The organism is Paractinoplanes rhizophilus, from assembly GCF_042664765.1.
In the GTDB taxonomy this organism is placed as follows: domain Bacteria; phylum Actinomycetota; class Actinomycetes; order Mycobacteriales; family Micromonosporaceae; genus Actinoplanes; species Actinoplanes rhizophilus.
On the sequence record NZ_JBHTBJ010000005.1, the window covers coordinates 1 to 17870 of the forward strand.

17 protein-coding genes and 1 pseudogene are annotated in these 17870 nt (G+C 70.1%); 9 read left to right on the forward strand and 9 right to left on the reverse strand.

From position 1 onward, the window contains the following. Positions 1–126: 126 nt before the first annotated feature. Together ACFQS1_RS09110 and ACFQS1_RS09115 are read right to left on the reverse strand one after the other, a co-directional pair. Positions 127–438, reverse strand: a pseudogene (locus ACFQS1_RS09110) (nucleotidyl transferase AbiEii/AbiGii toxin family protein); the annotation flags it as partial. Positions 439–441: 3 nt separating this feature from the next. Then, positions 442–831, reverse strand: coding sequence for a hypothetical protein (locus ACFQS1_RS09115; protein WP_378965785.1), 390 nt, complete (start codon positions 829–831; stop codon positions 442–444). A gap of 457 nt (positions 832–1288) precedes the next feature. On the opposite strand from ACFQS1_RS09115, the gene ACFQS1_RS09120 reads away from it, so the two are divergent. The 5 genes from ACFQS1_RS09120 to ACFQS1_RS09140 all read left to right on the forward strand — a co-directional run bounded on the left by ACFQS1_RS09120 (position 1289) and on the right by ACFQS1_RS09140 (position 5626). Continuing rightward, the gene (locus ACFQS1_RS09120; RefSeq protein WP_378965786.1) at positions 1289–1777 is read left to right on the forward strand and encodes a DUF6933 domain-containing protein; all 489 of its coding nucleotides are present in this window, start codon (positions 1289–1291) and stop codon (positions 1775–1777) included. Between the two features lie 682 nt (positions 1778–2459). Further along, positions 2460–2936: a Panacea domain-containing protein gene (locus tag ACFQS1_RS09125; RefSeq protein WP_378965787.1), complete on the forward strand. Its 477-nt coding sequence runs from the start codon at positions 2460–2462 to the stop codon at positions 2934–2936. A gap of 16 nt (positions 2937–2952) precedes the next feature. Further along, positions 2953–3276 (forward strand): hypothetical protein, encoded by a 324-nt coding sequence (locus ACFQS1_RS09130; protein ID WP_378965789.1) that lies wholly within the window; start codon positions 2953–2955, stop codon positions 3274–3276. Then, positions 3273–3623: a hypothetical protein gene (locus ACFQS1_RS09135; RefSeq protein WP_378966393.1), complete on the forward strand. Its 351-nt coding sequence runs from the start codon at positions 3273–3275 to the stop codon at positions 3621–3623. The genes ACFQS1_RS09130 and ACFQS1_RS09135 overlap by 4 nt, the downstream gene beginning before the upstream one ends. A gap of 341 nt (positions 3624–3964) precedes the next feature. Further along, entirely contained in the window at positions 3965–5626 is a 1662-nt protein-coding gene (locus tag ACFQS1_RS09140; protein WP_378965790.1) for an SWIM zinc finger family protein, read from the forward strand. Between the two features lie 168 nt (positions 5627–5794). On the opposite strand, the gene ACFQS1_RS09145 is transcribed toward ACFQS1_RS09140, so the two are convergent. Further along, positions 5795–6025, reverse strand: a complete 231-nt coding sequence (locus ACFQS1_RS09145) for a DUF7711 family protein (RefSeq protein ID WP_378965791.1) — start codon at positions 6023–6025, stop codon at positions 5795–5797. A gap of 95 nt (positions 6026–6120) precedes the next feature. Here ACFQS1_RS09145 and ACFQS1_RS09150 point away from each other — a divergent pair, with 95 nt between their 5' ends. From ACFQS1_RS09150 to ACFQS1_RS09160, 3 genes are all read left to right on the forward strand, one after another. Beyond that, positions 6121–6654, forward strand: coding sequence for a DUF6398 domain-containing protein (locus tag ACFQS1_RS09150; RefSeq protein ID WP_378965792.1), 534 nt, complete (start codon positions 6121–6123; stop codon positions 6652–6654). 498 nt (positions 6655–7152) lie between these two features. Beyond that, positions 7153–10410 (forward strand): DEAD/DEAH box helicase, encoded by a 3258-nt coding sequence (locus ACFQS1_RS09155; protein ID WP_378965794.1) that lies wholly within the window; start codon positions 7153–7155, stop codon positions 10408–10410. A gap of 109 nt (positions 10411–10519) precedes the next feature. After that, entirely contained in the window at positions 10520–10852 is a 333-nt protein-coding gene (locus ACFQS1_RS09160; protein ID WP_378965795.1) for a hypothetical protein, read from the forward strand. 112 nt (positions 10853–10964) lie between these two features. Here ACFQS1_RS09160 and ACFQS1_RS09165 read toward each other — a convergent pair whose 3' ends face one another. Both ACFQS1_RS09165 and ACFQS1_RS09170 read right to left on the reverse strand, forming a co-directional pair. Continuing rightward, positions 10965–12191 carry a HAMP domain-containing protein gene (locus ACFQS1_RS09165; protein WP_378965796.1) on the reverse strand — a complete coding sequence of 409 codons (1227 nt, stop codon included), beginning with the start codon at positions 12189–12191 and terminating at the stop codon, positions 10965–10967. Continuing rightward, complete coding sequence (locus ACFQS1_RS09170) at positions 12188–12868, reverse strand: response regulator transcription factor (protein ID WP_378965797.1); 681 nt, start codon at positions 12866–12868, stop codon at positions 12188–12190. The genes ACFQS1_RS09165 and ACFQS1_RS09170 overlap by 4 nt, the downstream gene beginning before the upstream one ends. A gap of 102 nt (positions 12869–12970) precedes the next feature. Between ACFQS1_RS09170 and ACFQS1_RS09175 the strand changes: the two genes are divergently transcribed. Further along, the gene (locus ACFQS1_RS09175) at positions 12971–13408 is read left to right on the forward strand and encodes a hypothetical protein (RefSeq protein ID WP_378965799.1); all 438 of its coding nucleotides are present in this window, start codon (positions 12971–12973) and stop codon (positions 13406–13408) included. On the opposite strand, the gene ACFQS1_RS09180 is transcribed toward ACFQS1_RS09175, so the two are convergent. Genes ACFQS1_RS09180 through ACFQS1_RS09195 form a run of 4 tightly spaced genes read right to left on the reverse strand, consistent with a single transcriptional unit; the run spans position 13405 to position 17818 of the window. Beyond that, the gene (locus ACFQS1_RS09180) at positions 13405–13716 is read right to left on the reverse strand and encodes an alpha/beta fold hydrolase (protein WP_378965800.1); all 312 of its coding nucleotides are present in this window, start codon (positions 13714–13716) and stop codon (positions 13405–13407) included. The genes ACFQS1_RS09175 and ACFQS1_RS09180 overlap by 4 nt on opposite strands. 17 nt (positions 13717–13733) lie before the next feature. Continuing rightward, the gene (locus tag ACFQS1_RS09185) at positions 13734–14876 is read right to left on the reverse strand and encodes a Gfo/Idh/MocA family protein (RefSeq protein ID WP_378965801.1); all 1143 of its coding nucleotides are present in this window, start codon (positions 14874–14876) and stop codon (positions 13734–13736) included. 16 nt (positions 14877–14892) lie between these two features. Further along, positions 14893–16866, reverse strand: coding sequence for an ABC1 kinase family protein (locus ACFQS1_RS09190; protein WP_378965802.1), 1974 nt, complete (start codon positions 16864–16866; stop codon positions 14893–14895). A gap of 49 nt (positions 16867–16915) precedes the next feature. Beyond that, positions 16916–17818, reverse strand: a complete 903-nt coding sequence (locus ACFQS1_RS09195; RefSeq protein ID WP_378965803.1) for an NAD-dependent epimerase/dehydratase family protein — start codon at positions 17816–17818, stop codon at positions 16916–16918. Positions 17819–17870 lie beyond the last annotated feature (52 nt).

Below are 17870 nucleotides of genomic sequence, written 5' to 3' on the forward strand. Positions count from 1 at the left end.
CCCAACCCCCGGCCCGGAGAGCCGGCGCGTCCGCAGCGACACGCGGCACACCGACACCCAACCCGAGCGGACAAAACGGTCAGCCGAAACGGACTACGAGGGAGCGAAACCCTCTGATGGATCGAGGTTGGCGCGCCAGTCCACGCCGAGTTCGACCTTTGAGGTGTGGCCGTCGCCGGCAACGGTCAGTCGGGCGAATGTGTCGTAGCGCCGTTCGATCTCAACGGCGAGTCCGTCGTCCTCGTACGCCTGGATCACGGCGGTAACCGCGTCGGCGAACTCATCGCGACGGTCCCAGGCGGTGAAAAGATCGACGTCCTCGCTGGGCCGTTCCAGAAGGCCCGCCGCCTGAACCGCGTAGCCGCCCGCGAGCGCGAAGCCGTACTGCTTGGCGGCTGCGAGCCCGGTCTGGGCGAGCCGTTCGTGAAAGGGGTCCACGGGCTATGCGGCGTCCGCTCGGGTGGCGGCGAGGTCGGGGAAGCGTTCTTCCCAGCGCCGCCGGAGCGGCGGCGGCAGCCAGAGGGTGGGCCAGAGCCGAAGGAGTACGTCCCCGGAGAGCCAGGCGCGCAGATCATCGGCGGTCGCTGCTTCGGTCAGCACCACCTTGTACATGCTGGCCAAACGTGCGGGCCGGGACAGGTCATACTCAGGATGGCCGGACCAGTCGAGGCGGTGGGGCAACGTGACCACTCCACGCGTGGGCCCGCTCAGCTCGTCGAGCGAGTCGGCGACGACATACGGTTTCCGCTCACCGTACGAGACGTAGCCCCGCGGCGGCCGGGTTACCGGCTCGTGCTGCCGGGCGTCAATGCCGCCAGGGAACTCACCCATGCCTCCTAGCGTACCGGATTCCGGTAACGCTCCGTGCGCATGATCTGAGCGTGAGGTGCCAGGCTGCTCGGCGCGTGGCTCTCGCCCCTACGGCGAGCGGACCTCGGCGAAGACTGAAGCGTTCGTCGCAGTACTGGTACGAGTGCTCCCTGTCGAGATCTACCGCGCCGCTGACTGCAGCGGGCGAGTGGATAGATACCTTGTCGTTCCGTATGGGTAAGTCTCGGATTCTATCCATGGGAGGGCTGTCAGGGCTCCCGTCAACCTTCACAACGGGACAGACGCTGGCCACGGGTGTGCACCCACGCGATCTGTACGCGGCTCGCGACGGTGGCGAACTCGTCGAGTTGTCGCCGGGGGGTCGTCGCGCGGATGCGCCAGCGGCGGCGTGCCCGGATCTGCTGGCAATCTCGCTGCGGGCTCCGTGGGCGGTGTGTGTCTGCTGTCTGCGGCAGCGGTGCACGACCTGTCCGACGAGATCCCGGTGGCGGTGCATATCGCCGTACCGCGCCGGACGTGGCCGCCGAAGCTCGATCACCCGCCGGTTGAAGCGACCATGCTGCCCTGGCGGCCGCGCCAGCTGATTCTGCTGGTCAATGAGCAGATGCTGCTGCCAGTGCTGATGCCGCTGGCGCCGGCCGCCAGCGCGTCATCCCGAATCGGCCCAGAAATCGCCGCAGCCTTGGCTGCTCATCAAACCCCTGTCTCCCTCGTCGACGGTGAATTGAGCCAGATGCGTGACTGCCGGTTTGCTCCGACCGCCAATCGCAGCGTTGTCGGCATCATGACGGATTTCTCCCTCCTTGCAGACGTCTACCGGCAAACCGATCGTGACCTCAACCTGCTGGAGCTGGCCAAGAAACTGGCCACGACGCCATGCGGTCCGCTCTATCGTCGCCACACCAGCCCGGACAGAGAGCTTCAGGCGTTCCTGCGGGCGGTATGACCAAGCTGGTTGGTGTCGAGCCGGCGGACCGTTGGGAGTGGCGGAGTCGCGCCTGTATTGAGGCGTGGCAAATGTGTGAACGGTAGCCTTCAAGGTGCTTCTGCGGTAGCCGTGGGCGGAGGCACTGCGTTGAGCCTGGTCGACCAGACTGAGGGATCGTGCGCTCCGGATTCTCCGCCATCCGTCTACTGCCCGCCGCGCGCTCGCAGAGCACAGTTCGACGGCTACCTTAACCGCACCGTCGAACGAGACTTCCCCGAGCAAGGACACCTGGTACGCCGCCCCGACGCCCTGCGCGGATGGCTGGCCGTGTACACCGCCGCGACGGCAACCTCCAGTTCCTACGACGCCATCCTGGACACAGCCACCCCGGCGAGACCAACAAGCCCGCCAAGAGGCCCACGACCGTGTACCGCGACGTGCTGTCGCAACCGTGGCTGCTCGATCCGTGCCCGGCTGGCTGCCCAGCCGCAGCGCCTTCACCCGGACGGCGGATGGATTGAATCGATGGACATCAACGGCCAGTCGGATCGAGGACAGAGTCGGACGGACGACACTATTACCGTGAGTACGCATTGCATTGACGGAGCGAGAGGGAGGCGGTGTGCCAATCGCGGCGAGTCTCCAGGTTCCGTCCGTCCAAAGGAATGCGATCAAGGACGGTGCGAAATACGGTGCGCCGATGACTACGAGCGCCAACTCCGTCATCGCTGCCATCGATGCCCGTCGTCCGGGCCTGAAACTCGCCAAAAAGTACTCGCTGCTGTTCTTCGTCCAGGGCCACCACATCGCCCACTTCGGCAGTCCGCTGTTCGACGAACCCATCACCGCCACCGACCGCGGTGTCTCGGTTCCTGACGCCGACGGCAGCCCGGCCGAGCAGCCGGACAGCGAGGGCCCGCTCAACACCATCGGCTACGTCATTGAGCGCTACGGTGCCCTGTCGCCGGCCGACCTTCGCACCCTCATTCAGTCATCGCAGCCGTGGCAGGCCGCGACCAAGCCGGGAGGCGGCGGGCGCATCGACCCGGACATCCTGCGTGACTGGTTCCGCCGCGACGACGAAACCAACGACCCCGACGACGAACGGCCCAACCAGGCCGAACGCGCCCAGGCCGAAGGACTTTGGAAGGCCCACAAGGCGCAGCAAGCCTCCTGACCTGCGAGGGAGCGGTATGGCCGAACCATATGGCCCGTGGCGGCTCGACGACTTCGAATCGAAGCTTCACGAGTGGGGTCCGACCGTTCCGCTTCCCGGCGAGGTTTACGCCGAGGTCGAAAGGTGGATCACCACCCGCGCTGACCGTCCACGGGGCGGCGCCGTCTTGGTCGACGGTGAGGAAAACGTATGGCAGGCTCCGGTGACCTACCTGCCCGATCTGGATAGCGCTCTGCAGCGGGTGGTGTGCGCCTACCGCATCATCGAGGCCGAGCACCGGATCGTGTGTGAGCTGTTCTCGATCCTGCCGACCTCGATCGACCCGGAGGCGGACACGTGAGCAGCCACTGGGAGTTGAAGGAGTTCAGGGTGCTGTTTCCTCGCTGGCGCGACCTCAGCGAGCCGAAACCTCCCCCCGACGTGGCGAAACGCATCGACATCTGGTGGCGCGGCCTCGAGTTCTCCCCGGATCGCCCGCGCGCTGACCGGGTCAGCCCGGACAGGGACCCCGTCGGCAACCTGTGGTGGACATGGGTTCCGAACGGCGACTGGACAGACGAGCAGAAACGCCGCTTCCGGGTCGTCTGCTACATGCGGGTCTTCGAGCACGATGATCCGCGGCGGATTGTCTGCGAGAAGTTCGAGACGTGCGAAGCCATACCGCCGGCCGCCGGAACCGTCGCCTGAACTTCGGCACACTGCGGCTGATCACCTACGGGGCAGCTGCCAACCTCGGTCAGTACTGCCTTGTACATGCTGGCCAGGCGCGCGGGCCGGCTCAAGTCATACTCGGGGTGGCCGGACCAGTCGAGGTGGCGCGGCAACGTGATCACGCCGGTCAAGCCCCGCCGGAGTCCGGCTCCCGGTCGAGCGGCACCGCGCCTGGCCTTTCCCGCCGCAGACCGAACACGCAGGTGCCGCATATCGAAAGCCCGCGGCGCCACGAATCGAGCCCGGTGTCCGAAGCGTCTCGCCGGCCCGACGGCCCGATCGGGGTCTGATGTCCGACCCGGGTAGGTTGGGCGACTGTGGCGTGGTTCACCGAGGTTGATCTCGAAGAGTTGGCCGGCAGCCGGTCGTTCAGTCGAGGGCTGGGGTATGTCGAGGCCGTCGTCAATGTCCGCGATCTACCCAACGGCGTTGTCGCGACGGTGCACGGATCCGACGCGTACCAGGTGCGGCTGTACGACACGGACGGTGAGTTCGACGGTGAGTGTGACTGCCCGTATGGCGAGGAGGGCAACTTCTGCAAGCACTGCGTCGCCGTCGGACTGCGGCTGTTGCGCCGCTCCAGCGTCACCGGCGCGGCCGTCACCGGAGGAACATCCTCCGATGCGGGAGCTGTAGATGTTCGCGCGTTTCTGGGCACCCTCGACCACAGCGAGCTGGTGGAGTTGGTGTGGTCGCAGGTCAGCGAGGATCCAGCGCTCTACCAGCGGATGCTGCTGCGTGCTATCGCCGGGGCGCAGACGGTTGATCTGCCGCTGCTGGCTCGCCAGGTGGAGAACCTGGCGGTGGACTGGCTGCAGTACGGCGAGGAGGAGGCTTACGCCGCGGGGGCGGACGCTGTCGTCGCGGCCCTGGCCGAGTTGCTGCCCGAGCACGCGGAGCAGGTCCGACCGCTGCTCCAGCGGACGCTGGAACTGCTGGGCCAGGCGGCCGGGCGCAGCGAGGACCACTGTGGCGCAGCCCTGGCCTCGGCCGCCGAGGCCTGGGACGTGTTCCTGGCCGCCTGTGACGACGCCCCACCGGATCCGGTGGAGCTAGGAAGCTGGTTCGCCCAGTTCCGGCTGACCGGGGTGGACATCCTGGACATGAGTATCACCGACGTGGCCGACCTGCTGGGGACGGACGGCCTGGACGCTTACTGGAACGCCCTGGATACCGCACGCGACACGGACCCGAGCGGCTGGACCGTGCGTTCGCTACGCGAGGAGATGATCAGGGCGGCCGGGGACGTCGACCTGCTGGTGGCCTGCTATGCCGAGGACCTGTCCACCCCGGACCGGTACGTGCTCATCGCCCGGCTGCTGCGCGAGAACGAGCGTACGGCGGAGGCCGTCGGGTGGCTGGAGCGCGGCCGTGCCGCGTCCGGGCGTTCCGATCACCGGATCGGGCGGCTCGTCGATCTCCTGATCGAGCTGTACACCGAGGCCGGGCGTACCGCGGACGTGATGGACCTGCATTGGGAGCGGTTCCACGTGGAGGGCACCGTCGGCTCCTACCAGCGGCTGCGAGAGTTCGTCCTGGCCACCGATCCGCAGCGGTGGCCGCAGCGGCGCGAGGAGGCCCTGGGTCTGCTGCGTACCCGGGCAACCGGCGGCGATGCCGGGAACGCATGGAATGCCGGTGAGGTCTACCTGCGGGTGCTGCTGTCCGAGGACCGGGACGAGGCAGCCTGGGAGATGCTGGGCCAGGTTCGCTGCGAGGAGTCGACCAGGCTGGCGGTCGCCGGCCGCCGGGCGGTCACCCACCCGGCCGAAGCACTGAAGATCTACCTTCCGGCGGTCGAGACGGCCGTCGCCAGGGCCAACACCGCAGACTACGAGCAGGCCGCCGACCTGCTGGTCACCCTGAGGGACATCTGCCAGCGAGCCGGTACGGACCACGCTGCTGAGGTCACCCGCCTGAAAGCGGCTCACTCCCGCAAACGCAACTTCATGGCTGCCCTGCGCCAGCGGGGCCTCTGACCGGCGGGACATCGATGCGTGACGACGACCCGGTATTGCTGGACTGGCTGGAAAACCTCCCGGAGGAAGCGCTCGCCTGGCTGCTGTCCCTCCGCCCGGAATCGCTGGAACCACCCTGGCCCCGGCACCTACGGGCACTGGCGGAGCGGATCGGCGAGTCGACGGCCGTCACCACGGCCAGCCGACCAGGGACTGCGGCTCCGCGAACCAGGTCAGCTCCTCGGCGGGCAGGTTGAGCACGAACGCCAGATCGACCACGTCCACGTCGGCGACGGATTCCAACACCGAGCCGAACGCGTACGCGGCGAGCAGGAACGGCTCGTCGTCCCGCAGGCCGCTGGCCCACTGACAGCGTTCGGCGACCGTTCGAAGGCGGCGAACCGCAGTCTGGCGACGCACCAGCCGATTTTGCCCTATCTGGGCGAGACCCGGCCAGGGGATGAGGACTGTAGGCTCTCCCGCCAGCGCGTTGCGACGATGAAAGGAACACCATCATGTCGGCACCAGCGCCGCCGAAAGTACCGGCCGCGGTGAAGCCGGTCTTCGACGACATCGTCTCGATCACCGACCTGTTCTGCCAGCAGCATCTGGACGAGGAATACGCCGGACTCTGCGTCAAGCTGGCCGCCAAGCTCGCCCGCAAGCGACCCTCGCCCTTGCTCCGCGGTGATCGCCGGATCTGGGCCGCCGGCATCGTGTACGCGATCGGCCGGGTCAACTTCCTCGCCGACCCGAGCCAGAAGCCGCATCTACGCACCGATGAACTGGCGGACCTGCTCGGCGTCAAGCAGACCACGATGGCCAGCAAGGGCCGGCTCATCATGGACACCTTGCGGATCGGCTTGATGGATCCCGAGTTCAGCCGGCGCGACATGCTGGACAAGAACCCGATGACCTGGCTGCTGGAGGTCAACGGGTTCCTCGTCGACGCGCGCCAGCTACTGCCGGAATTACAGGTGCAGGCATGGCGGCAAGGCCTGATCCCGTACGTACCAGCCCACGCTCAGACGGACCCCCCAACCGGGTGAACACTCACCGTGCTTGCGTAATCGTCACGCCGAGGTGAGGGCCTTGCTTGCGGAAGGCTGCCGGCGCCGACACCAACGCCTCCATCCGCTTAGACCCGTAGCGACGACGGAAACCATGGAGTCGCGAGCACGCGGGCACGCGACCACTCCGGCGGGGCGAGATCCAGCTGAGCGGCGAGATGCTCTGCCATGGCAGCCAGCAACACGTCCCACTGTTCATCGCCAGTAGACGAGGGTTCCTCGCACAGCAGCTCGAGTCGCTTCGGGATCGGTCAATGTGTCGCGGACGCCCTCAGCGGCACGCTCGAACGCGCCGAGATCAACACGGAAACCGTCGGACATCACTCACCTCTCGGTCACGGCACGACCACTCACCGTTGCACCATCGGTCAAGCCGGCACCCGCGGCGGGCGAGCCGTACCTCTTCCTGAGTACGTGATGTGCAGCTCATCTCTCCGCACGTCTAGAGTGGGCGCCCGGTTCCGGCGAGAGGCGACGATGGCGAAGCTGCTCCTTTCCCAGGAAGAGGCGTTCCTCTGTGAATTGGTCGGCGTGCGCGCTTTCACGCGGGCCCGGACGGCGCTGGCCGCCGGGGAGATCGTTGACCTGAGCGTCGAACCGTCGGGGCGGGCAGCCGGCAAGGTGCGGCACGGCGGGGAGGTGACCGGCGAGGTCGTCCGGGGCGCGGCGCCCACTGTGACCGGCGTCTGCACCTGCTCCGACGCGGACTGCGTCCACATCGCGGCGCTGCTGATCGCAGCGCAACAGGAGGACGAACCGAGGCGGCAGCGCGGGCCGAGGCGGCAGGGCGAAGCGAAGCAGCCGGGCGGAACGAGAAAGCCGTCCGCGCCGGTCCAGCGACGAGCCAAGGCCGGCGCGTGGGAGTCCAAGCTGTCCGCCTGGGTGCGTGACGTGGCCGCCCCGCCGTCGGCGCCACAGACCGCGGAGCCCGGTATGGGTCTGCAGTTCGAGCTGGTGAACGCGACTCTTCCCCGCAGCCGCAAGGCCCGGCAACGGATCTCGATGCGCCCGGTGCTGCCGGGCCGCCGGGGGTGGGTGCGCACGGGGATCGGCTGGCATTCGCTCGGCTACGTCGGCGGCCGCTCGGTTGCGCATCACCGCCGACTGCTGACCGAGATCGTCAGGCTGTCCGACGCGCATTCTCCGTTCTACTACGGCAACAGCCGTACGACGTTGTATCTCGACGAATTCGACAGCCGGCGAATCTGGGATCTGCTGGCGGAGGCGCAGGAGTCCGGCCTGCCGCTGGTGCAATATGGCAAGGATTTCCGGCCGGTGGTGGTGGCACGCCGGCCGGCACGGGTGTCGATGCGGGTGGACCGGGTCGACGGCGACCTGCGGCTGGAAGCGGCCGTCCAGGACGAGGGGCTGCCGGTCGATCTGGAGGGCGCCCATTTCGTCGGCGATCCGGCGCACGGCATCGCCTGGGCGGACGGGCAGGTCCTGCGGCTCGCTCCGCTGGCCCAGCCACTGCCGAGCGCGGCTCGCAAGGCGCTGACCGCGCCGAGCATCGTGATCCCGGGCGAACAGGAGGACCGGTTCTTCGCCGAGTTCTATCCCAGCCTGGTCCGGCAGGTGGCCGTGGTGCCGGCCGGCCCGGCCGTCAGCCTCCCGGAGGTGGGCGCTCCGGCTCTGACCGTGACGTTGACCGCCGAGCGCCACCAACGGCTGGGCGTGCGCTGGGAGTGGGTGACCGAGGCGGGCGGCGGGCGGCATGCCGAACCGCTCTGGTCGCCGGCGCTGAGCGACGAGCGCGCCGATCTCGTACGGCGGGTGGCCGCTCTCGTCGGGCCCGGCCTGCTGGAACCCGGTCCGTTCGGTCCCCGGCTCGCCGCCGAGGCGATGCTCGACGGCGACGCGATGATCCATTTCTTGAGTACGGTGATGCCCGAACTGGCCGCGTGCGGCGTCGCCGTCGTCGAGCCGGACGGCGGCTGGGATCTGCAGGAAGCCGCCGCCGCGCCGACCATCACGTTCACCGGCGCGACCGACCCCGCCGAGCAGGACTGGTTCGACCTGTCCGTTCGCGTCGAGGTGGGCGGCGAGCAGGTCGATTTCGAGGCGCTCTTCGTCGCGCTGGCCCGGGACCAGCGGTTCCTGATTCTGCCGAGCGGCGTCTACTTCGGCCTGGACCGGCCGGAGTTCCAGCAGCTGCGCGACCTGATCGCCGAGTCCCGCGCGCTCACCGACAGCCCGCCCGGCGTGTTGCGGGTCGGCCGGTTCCAGGCGGGCGTCTGGGACGAGCTCGGCGAATTGGGCGAGTTGACCGGTCAGGCGGCGGATTGGCAGCGCACCGTGGCGGCGCTGAGCGAGACGGGCGCGCTGCTCGACCAGCCGGTGCCCACCGAGGTGGACGCCGAGCTGCGCCCCTACCAGCAGGAGGGCTTCCGCTGGCTGGCCGCTTTGCACGACTACGGACTCGGCGGCATCCTCGCCGACGACATGGGGCTCGGCAAGACGCTGCAGATGCTCGCGCTGCTCTGCCATGCCCGCAAGCACGGCCGCTTCCTGGTCGTGGCGCCGGCCAGCGTCGTACACGGCTGGGAGGCCGAGGCCGCCCGCTTCACGCCCGATCTCGAAGTTCGGGCGATCACCCAGACCGCGTCCCGCCGCGGCGCCGGCCTGGCCGACGCGATCGGACAGGCCGATGTCGTGGTCACGTCCTACACCCTATTCCGCCTGGAGTACGACGATTATGCGGCGTTGGACTGGGCCGGCCTGGTGCTCGACGAAGCGCAGTTCGTCAAGAATCCGCAGTCGCTGGCGTACCGCTGTGCGCGCCGCCTGCCGGCGCCCTTCAAGATCGCAATTACCGGTACGCCGATGGAGAACCACCTCGGCGAGCTGTGGGCGCTCTGCTCGATCACGGCACCCGGCCTGTTCCCCCGGCTCGATCGGTTCACCGAGTACTACCGCAAGCCGATCGAGCGCGAGCGGGACCAGGACCGGCTGGCCCAGTTGCGCCGCCGGATCCGCCCGCTGGTGCTGCGCCGCCGTAAGGACGAAGTCGCCGCCGAGCTCCCGGCCAAGCAGGAGCAGGTGGTCCAGGTCGACCTGTCGGCCGGGCATCGCAAGGTCTACCAGCGGTACCTGCAGCGGGAGCGGCAGAAGGTGCTGGGCCTGCTGGGCGAGCTGGAGAAGAACCGCTTCGAGATCTTCCGTTCGCTGACGCTGTTGCGTCAGGCCAGTCTGGACGTGGCACTGATCGACGAAGAGCACCGCGCGGTTCCCTCGACCAAGCTGGATCTGCTGGTGGAACAGCTCACCGCCATCGCCGCGGAAGGGCACCGCACCCTTGTGTTCAGCCAGTTCACCCGCTTTCTCGGCAGCGCTCGCGAGCGGCTGGAACAAGCGGGCATCGCCTGCGCGTACCTGGACGGCGCCACCCGCGACCGCAAGCGCGTGGTCGCGGAGTTCAAGGCCGGCACCGCGCCGGTCTTCCTGATCAGCCTGAAGGCCGGCGGGTTCGGCCTCAACCTGACCGAGGCCGACTACTGCGTCCTGCTCGACCCGTGGTGGAACCCGGCGACGGAGGCGCAGGCCGTGGACCGCGCCCACCGCCTCGGGCAGACCCGCAACGTGATGGTGTATCGCCTGGTGGCACGGGACACGATCGAAGAGAAGGTGATGGCTCTGCAAGCTCGCAAGGCGGAGTTGTTCGCGGGGGTGATGGACGGCGGCGAATTCGCATCGGCGGCACTTACCGCCGCCGACATCCGCGAACTGCTCGATTAGGCGCTCAGTCGCCGCTGCGTCTTAGCCGCGTCTTAACGCTGGGACAGCGTGCGTATAGCCGGCCTTCAGCGACCGTTCTGGCAACGGATTCGACTGGGAGGTCAATCGCATGAACAGGAAGCGTCTGGTTGCCGTGGCGGTCGCGGGGAGTCTGGCGGCGCTGGGGCTGGCGGGAACTGCCATCGCCGCCGGGCAGGACGACCCGGGCAGGGCGCCGGCGGCAACGGTGACCGCGGAGGCCGGGCCGGCGCCGAGCCCCAGCGCCACCACGCACGCCGCCCGCCACGGCGGCGACCACCACGGCCGCCACACCGAGCCCGGCGACGACCACGGCCGCCACGCGGAACCGGGTGACGATCACGGCGGCGACCGGAAGGACCACAGCAACCGGGGCCGGGAATCCGGCGACCACCGCGGCCGTGGTCACGGCAGCGACGACTGAAAGAGCAACAACGACCGAAAGAGCAACAACGACCGAAAGAGCAACAAGGACTGAAAGAAGGGCGCGCCCAACGCGAAACGGCGATGGGCGCGCTCCGGCCCGTACGCGAAAATCAGGGAATCTCGAGCCGGACCAACGCCCCGCCGGAGGCGGAGGTCTTGACCTCGAAAACGGCGGCGACCTGCCGCGCGATGTCGAGCCCGAGCCCGGTCGACCCGCCGGCGGAAGCACCGCGGGAGGCCGACGACGCCGCGAATCCCGGCCCGTCGTCGGCGACCTCGAGAACCGCGCCGCCGCCCGCGACCGCGGTCAGCGACACCGCGAAAGCGGTCCCGTCCTGCGTATGCGCGAAAACGTTCTCGAGAAGCGCATCGAGCGCGGCCGCCAATTCGTCCGCGCCGACGGCGACCGGCAGCGGGCCCGGCGGCAGCGACTGCGTCATCGAGCGCCCGGTGTCCTCGGCCAGCACCGCCCAGAACGCGGCGCGATCGGCGACCACCGCGACCGCGTCACAGGAGGCCGGCTCGGACGAGCGTCGCGCCTGCTGGATCACCGCCGTCACCGCCCGCGCCACTCCGTCGGCCGCCGCCGACACCCGGGCCGACTCCGATGGATCCCGCAACGATTCCGCCTCCAAGCGCAGCGCCGTCAGCGGCGTTCGCAACCGGTGCGACAGGTCCGCGACCCGCTCGCGCTCCGCCGCCAGCAGATCCTGGATCCGCCCGGCCAACTGGTTGAGCGCGCCGGCCACCTCCCGCAGCTCGCCCGGTCCGGAGACGCCGGCCCGCGCGGTCAGGTCGCCGGACGCGAGCCGGTGCGAGACGATCGAGAGCTCGGAGATCGGCGCGATCAGGGCCCGGGCGAGCCGATCCGCCACGAACAGGCCGAGCAGCACCAGCGCGACCCCCAGCGCGAAGAGCACCAGCCAGGCCCGTCGCACGCCGCGGGTGAGCTCCTCGTCCGACACCACCGTGCGCACGACCGCGGTCCCGGCCGCGCTGACGACCGGGACCACCAGCTCCTGCCCGGCCGAGGTGTCGACGGTCAGCGCCTGGCCGCGCCGGACGGCCAGGCGAACCGCGGGGGTGGTTGCGGACGGCGCGCCGAGCACGCTTCCGTCGGGGAGAAAAACCGTGACGGGTACGGGTTGAACAGTGACCGCCAGCCGGAGCGCTTCCTGGTCGCCGACCAGCGGCACGATGGTCTGCACCACGTCGTCGGCGCGGCTCAGCGCCCGGTCGGCGGCGACCTGCCGGACGAGCAGCGCCACCGGCACCAGGAACGCCAGCAGCACCAGCACGGTGGTGGCCGCGACCAGCAGGGTCAGTCGCGCCCTCACGACGACGGCTCGCTCAGCCGGACGCCGACGCCGCGGACGGTGTGCAGATAGCGGGGCTCCTGGGCGGTCTCCCCGAGCTTGCGGCGCAGCCACGACAGGTGCACGTCGACCGTCTTGTCCGTGCTGCCGTACGGCACCTGCCACACCTCGGTGAGCAACTCCCGCTTGGTCACCACCTGCCCGGCCTTCGCCGCCAGGTGGTGCAGCAGGTCGAACTCGCGCGGCGTCAGCTCCACCCGCACGCCGTCCAGGGTCACGGTGCGGGCGAGCGGGTCGATGCGCAGCGCGCCGATGACCAGCTCGGGCTCGGCGGGAAGGGACACTCGCCGCAGCACCGCCCGGATCCGGGCGTCGAGCTGCGCGGCCGTGTACGGCTTGACCACGTAGTCGTCGGCGCCGGCGTCGAGCAGCTGGACCATCGACGTTTCCTCGTCCCGGGCGGTCGCGACGATCACCGGCACGGCGCTGACCGCGCGTAGCATCCGCAGCAGCTCGCGGCCGTCGAGGTCGGGCAGGCCCAGGTCGAGGACGATCAGGTCGGGCCGGTCGGCCAGGGCGGTCTGCAGGCCGTCCATCGCCGCGGGCGCCGCCGCCACGGCATGGCCGCGTTCGCGCAGGGCGCGCAGCAACGTCTGCCGGATCGCCGGGTCGTCCTCGATGAGCAACAGTCTCGCCACGGCTGCACGCTAGCCGCTGCGGGCGCCCGCACGCCGGGTCCTTAACCTTCCTTTATCCCCACCGGGTGCCCGTCTTAGCGAGCCGGGGCGCATAGTCGCGGCATGGACTTCTTGGATCGGCTGGGGCGCAAGCCCATGGTGATCGTCGCGGGCTGGGTCCTGGCGGCGGTGCTCGCCATCCTCGTGGGCGTCGTCGGCATCGGGGTGGTGGGCGCCGGGCTGACGTCGCGGCCGGGCGCGCCGATCAGCCAGGAGGAGGTGCTGCGCGCGCTGGGCGAGTCGTCGTCGCCGGCACCCGGCGCTTCGCCCACGTCACCCGAGCCCACCACCGCGAAGCGGTCCTTTCCCACCCGCGGCGGCACGGTCGTCGCCACCTGCGAACGCATCCTGACGATGGCGCCCGCGCAGGGCTTCGCGATCCACGAGCAGGACGACCGCGAGGGAGAGTTCCGGGGCGTCAGCGACAACCACGACCGCGTGAAGGTCGAGCTTTCCTGCGCCGCCGGCACCCCCCAGCTGCGGATCCGCCCGGAGGGCTAAAGCGCCTTCCAGAAGCGCAGCAGCGGCTCGGCGAGATCGGCCGGCCTTTCGGCCGGGAAGAACAGCTTGGCGTGCGGCACCTCGATCACCTCACGCACGCCGGGGATCAAATCCGTCAATCCGTACGCCCACGCGGGCGCGAAAAACGCATCAGCGGTGCCCCAGACGATCTGGGTGGGGACGTCGAACCGGGCCAGCGCCGGCTTGACCGCCAGCAGGTCCCGTTCGCGAATCGCGGCCAGCCAGCGCTGCATCTCGCGTGCGCCCTTGCCGGACAGCGGCGCCAGCCATTGCTGGACGGTCGCCATCGGGTTGAGGGCCCGGCCTATCGGAGGTGGACCCAGCCGCCGGACGCGACCGACCGCTCCATCGCATCAAGCGCCTCGGCGCTGCGGATCGCGTCGTCGAGCGTCGCGCCGTGCGGGCGGCCGTCGGCGATCGAGCGCAGGAACCGGTACGCCTCGATGACCTTGAGATCGTCGTAGCTCATCGGGATGCCGGCGCCCGGCTGGAACGAGCCGAACTCGCCGTCGCGGGGGCCGGCGAAGACCGTGCGCACGGATTCGTCCTGATAGGACGGACCGATGCTCACGCCCAGCTCGCCCATCCGCCGGAAGTCCCAGAAGAGCGCGCCGGTCGTGCCGTGGATCTCGAAGCCGTAGTTGTTCTGCTCGGCCACCGCGACCCGGCTCGCCTCGAGCGTGACCCGGGCGCCGCTCGTCAAGCGCAGGAGCGCGCCGAGCCAGTCGTCGTTCTCCACCGGGCCGGGCTCGCCGCTGCCCCGCTCGTGCCCGGCGGTGGCGGCCGCCGGGCGGGGCCGGGTGGGCAGGAAGATCGCGGTGTCCGCGACGACGGCGTCGATCTCGCCGAGCAGGTAACGGATCAGGTCGACGCCGTGCGAGCCGAGGTCGCCCAGGACCCCGTTGCCGCCGCGCTCCCGCTCGAAGCGCCAGCTCAGCGCCGCCTCGGGGTGGGCGGCGTAGTCGCTGAGCAGCCGGAACCGGGCATGGGTGACGTTGCCGATCCGGTGCCGCGCGAGCAGCTCGCGCGCCTTCTCCACGGCCGGCGCGTTGCGATAGTTGAAGCCGACCGCGACCTGCCCGACCGCGACCTGCCCGGCCCCGGCGATGGCGCCGGCGTCGTCGGCGCGGAGGCCGACCGGCTTCTCGATCCAGATGTGCTTGCCGGCGGCGGCGAAGGCCGAGCCCACCTCGCGATGCAGGAAGTTCGGCAGGGTGATGCTGACCGCGTGGATGCGGGAATCGTCGAGCAGGTCGCGCCAGTCGAGCCTGGCCGCGCCGAAGCCGTAGCGCGCGGCGGCGGCCGAGGCCCGGCCGGGAACGTCGTCGGCGACGGCCACCAGCTCGACCGGCGGGGCATCCGAGTAGTGCTGAGGCACTCGGAGGTAGGACCGCGTGTGCACCTGGCCCATCCAGCCGAACCCGATCACGCCGACCCCGATCGTCATCGATCGAGGGTAGCGCTCAATCGCGCCGGAAGATCACGACGAGGACGCGCAGCACGAGCACGACGGCGACGATCAGCAGCCCGTACCCGAGCAGCGGGAAGAGCGCCACGCCGGTGCTGATCCGCGGGCCGTTGCCCGAGCCGAGCAGCAGCACGGCCATCACGCCGCAGGTCGCCCCGATGATCGTCAGCAGCGCCCGGTGGAGCAGTCCGGTCACCAGCAGCCGATCTTGCTCGTCGGCGAACAGGCGCACGTTCAGGCGCAGCCGGCCGTGCTCCACCGCCTCGCCGATCCGGTCGATCCGCCGCGGCAGGCCGCGCAGCATCGGCAGCAGCGCGGCGAGCTCGTCCTCGACGGTGCCGCGCAGCCGCTCCGGCGCCAGGGCCTCGGCGATCCGCCGGGCGCCGGCCACCCGGGCCCGCTCGACCAGGTCGAAGCCGGGTCGCAAGAGTCCCAGCGTGCCCTCGAGTGTCGCGAAGGCCCGGAACACCGCGGCGACCGGCGCCGGCACGCCCAGCCCGTGCGAGGTGAAGGTGCGCAGCATCGCTCCCACGGCGGCCACGCCGGCCGTGCTTCCCGGTGTGGCGTACCGGACGATGAGGAGGCCGACCGCGCGCTGCAATTCCCGCTCGTCGACCGCTTCCGGGTGGTCCACCAGGCTCAGCAGCGCGTCGCTGGCCGCCACCGAGTCGCCCCGGCCCACGGCCGCCAGGAGCTGCCCGATCGCGCTCCTGGTCACGGCGTCGAGCCGGCCGACCGAGCCGAGATCGAGCATCCCCAGGGCGCCGTCGTCGGCCACGAGCAGGTTGCCGGGGTGCAGGTCGACGTGGAACGTCCCGTGCACCAGGATCTGGTCGAGCATGCTGTCGAGCAGGTTGGCCGCGATCGCGTCGCGCCGCTCGTCGCCGAGCCGCGCGAGCTTCGGCTCGGCGGCGCCCAGCGGGGTGCCGGGCAGGCGGTCCATCACGAGCACGCGTTCGGAGCTGAGCGAGACGTACGGCGCCGGGACCCGGACACCGCGGTCCGGGGTGGCGTCCATCGCCGCGGCCATGGTCTGCAGATTGTCCCGCTCGATCGTGAAGTCGAGCTCCTCCCGCAGCGCCTCGGCGAAGCCGAGCGCGAGCCGCCGCGCGCCGAACGAGCGGCCCCAGGAGGTGCGGTCCTCGAGCGTGCCCGCGAGCCGCAGCAGGATGTCCAGGTCGCGCTCGACGATCACGGCGATGCCCGGCCGCTGCACCTTGACCACCACCGGGGTGCCGTCCGGCAGCCGGGCCGCGTGCACCTGCGCGACCGAGGCCGCGGCCATCGGCTCGCGGTCGATCTCGGCGAACGCCTCCTCGACCGGCCGGCCGAGCTCGGCGGCGAGCACGCCGGCCACGTCGTCCCACGGCACCGGCGCCGCCTGGTCCTGCAGCGCCGTCAGCTCCTCGACGAACTCGGCCGGCAGCAACTCGCCCCGCGTGGAAAGCAGCTGCCCGAGCTTCACGAACGTCACCCCGGCCTCGTCCAGCGCCGCCCGCAGCGACCGGGCCAGCCGGCGCCGGGCCGCTGCCGAGCTCGGCCCGGAACCCGGCCGGCCGCGCAAGAAGCGGCCGAGGCCGTGCCGCAGCACGATGCGCACGATCGTGGAGTACCGGCAGGCCCGCGCCACCCGGCGGCGGGTACCTCGCCACATCTCCACCGGCCCCGGCAGCGACCCGGTCGGCAGCAGCACCTCGAGGATCACGAGGGCGGCCATGGCCAGCAGCGCCGCCACCACCACCGACGTCGCGGCCAGCAGGAACGCCTCGCCCCCGCTCATCGTCGCCGGATCGTCGGGCGCGAGGCCGGCCAGGATCGGCGCGGTCGTCAGCAGCGCGAGCACGGCGGCCAGCAGGGTACGCATCCAGCCGACGCGCACGCCGAGCAGGCGCCGGATCACCACGGCGAAGACCAGCACCGTCCCGACGATGAAGGGCACGAACAGCAGAACCGCGGCAGCCTGATCCACAACGACCGACGATATCGGCGCCCGCCACCCTTGTGGGGCGGCGCGGCGCTCAGCCCTTCAGCTCTCCGAAGCGGTGCGTGGCGATGAACGAGCCGATGTACTCGTCGAGCCGATGGTTCGGGCGCCAGCCCAGCTCGCCGGCCTTGGTGGTGTCGGCCTGGCCGCGCACCCGCTCGCCGCGCAGGGCCGGCATCAGCTTGTATTCGGCGCGGAAGAGCTTGGCCACCTCGAGCACCGGCCACTCCTGGCCGGTGCCGAGCAGGTAACCGTCGCCGGTGCCCTTCGCCGCGACCAGCACGATGCCGCGGACGATGTCGTCGATGTGGGTGAAGTCGCGGGTCTGGGTGCCGGGCGAGACCACCGGCAGCGGCTCGCCGCGCAGGTAGTGGTCTTCGAAGATGCCGATCACGGTGGCGTAGCGGCCGCGCGAGATCTGGCCGGGGCCGTACACGTTGTAGAAGTACGTGATCGCGTAGTCCAGGCCGTACCACGTCGAGTAGTTCTTGATGTACTCGATGTTCTTGGCCTTGGTCCAGGCGTACGGATTGAGGTTTTCGTCCTGGCCGTCGTTGCCGAACTTCGAGCTCGAGCCCGCGTAGATCAGCTTTGACCCGTTGGCGGACGCGAACTTGACCACCTCCATCGTGCCGAGGAGGTTGAACTCCCAGGTCAGGTCGTGGTCGTCGAAGGACTGCACGATCCGCGAGTATTCGCCGAGGTGGAAGACGATCTCGGGGCTCGGGAGGCCGCGCTCGGCCCAGATCTTCGCGATGTCGACGGTCGACCCGTCCACGTACGTCACCCGGGGGTCGTTGACGTGGTTTTCCGGCACCCCGGTGAAGTAGTTGTCGATCGACACGATCGCCGCGGCGGGAAAGTCCATGAGCAGGGCCTTGATGAGGTTGGTGCCGACAAAACCGGCGCCCCCGGTCACCAGCAGGGTTTGGCTCACGAAAAATCCTCCGACTCGTCTTCGGCCGCAAGGCTACAACAGCCCGCACCCC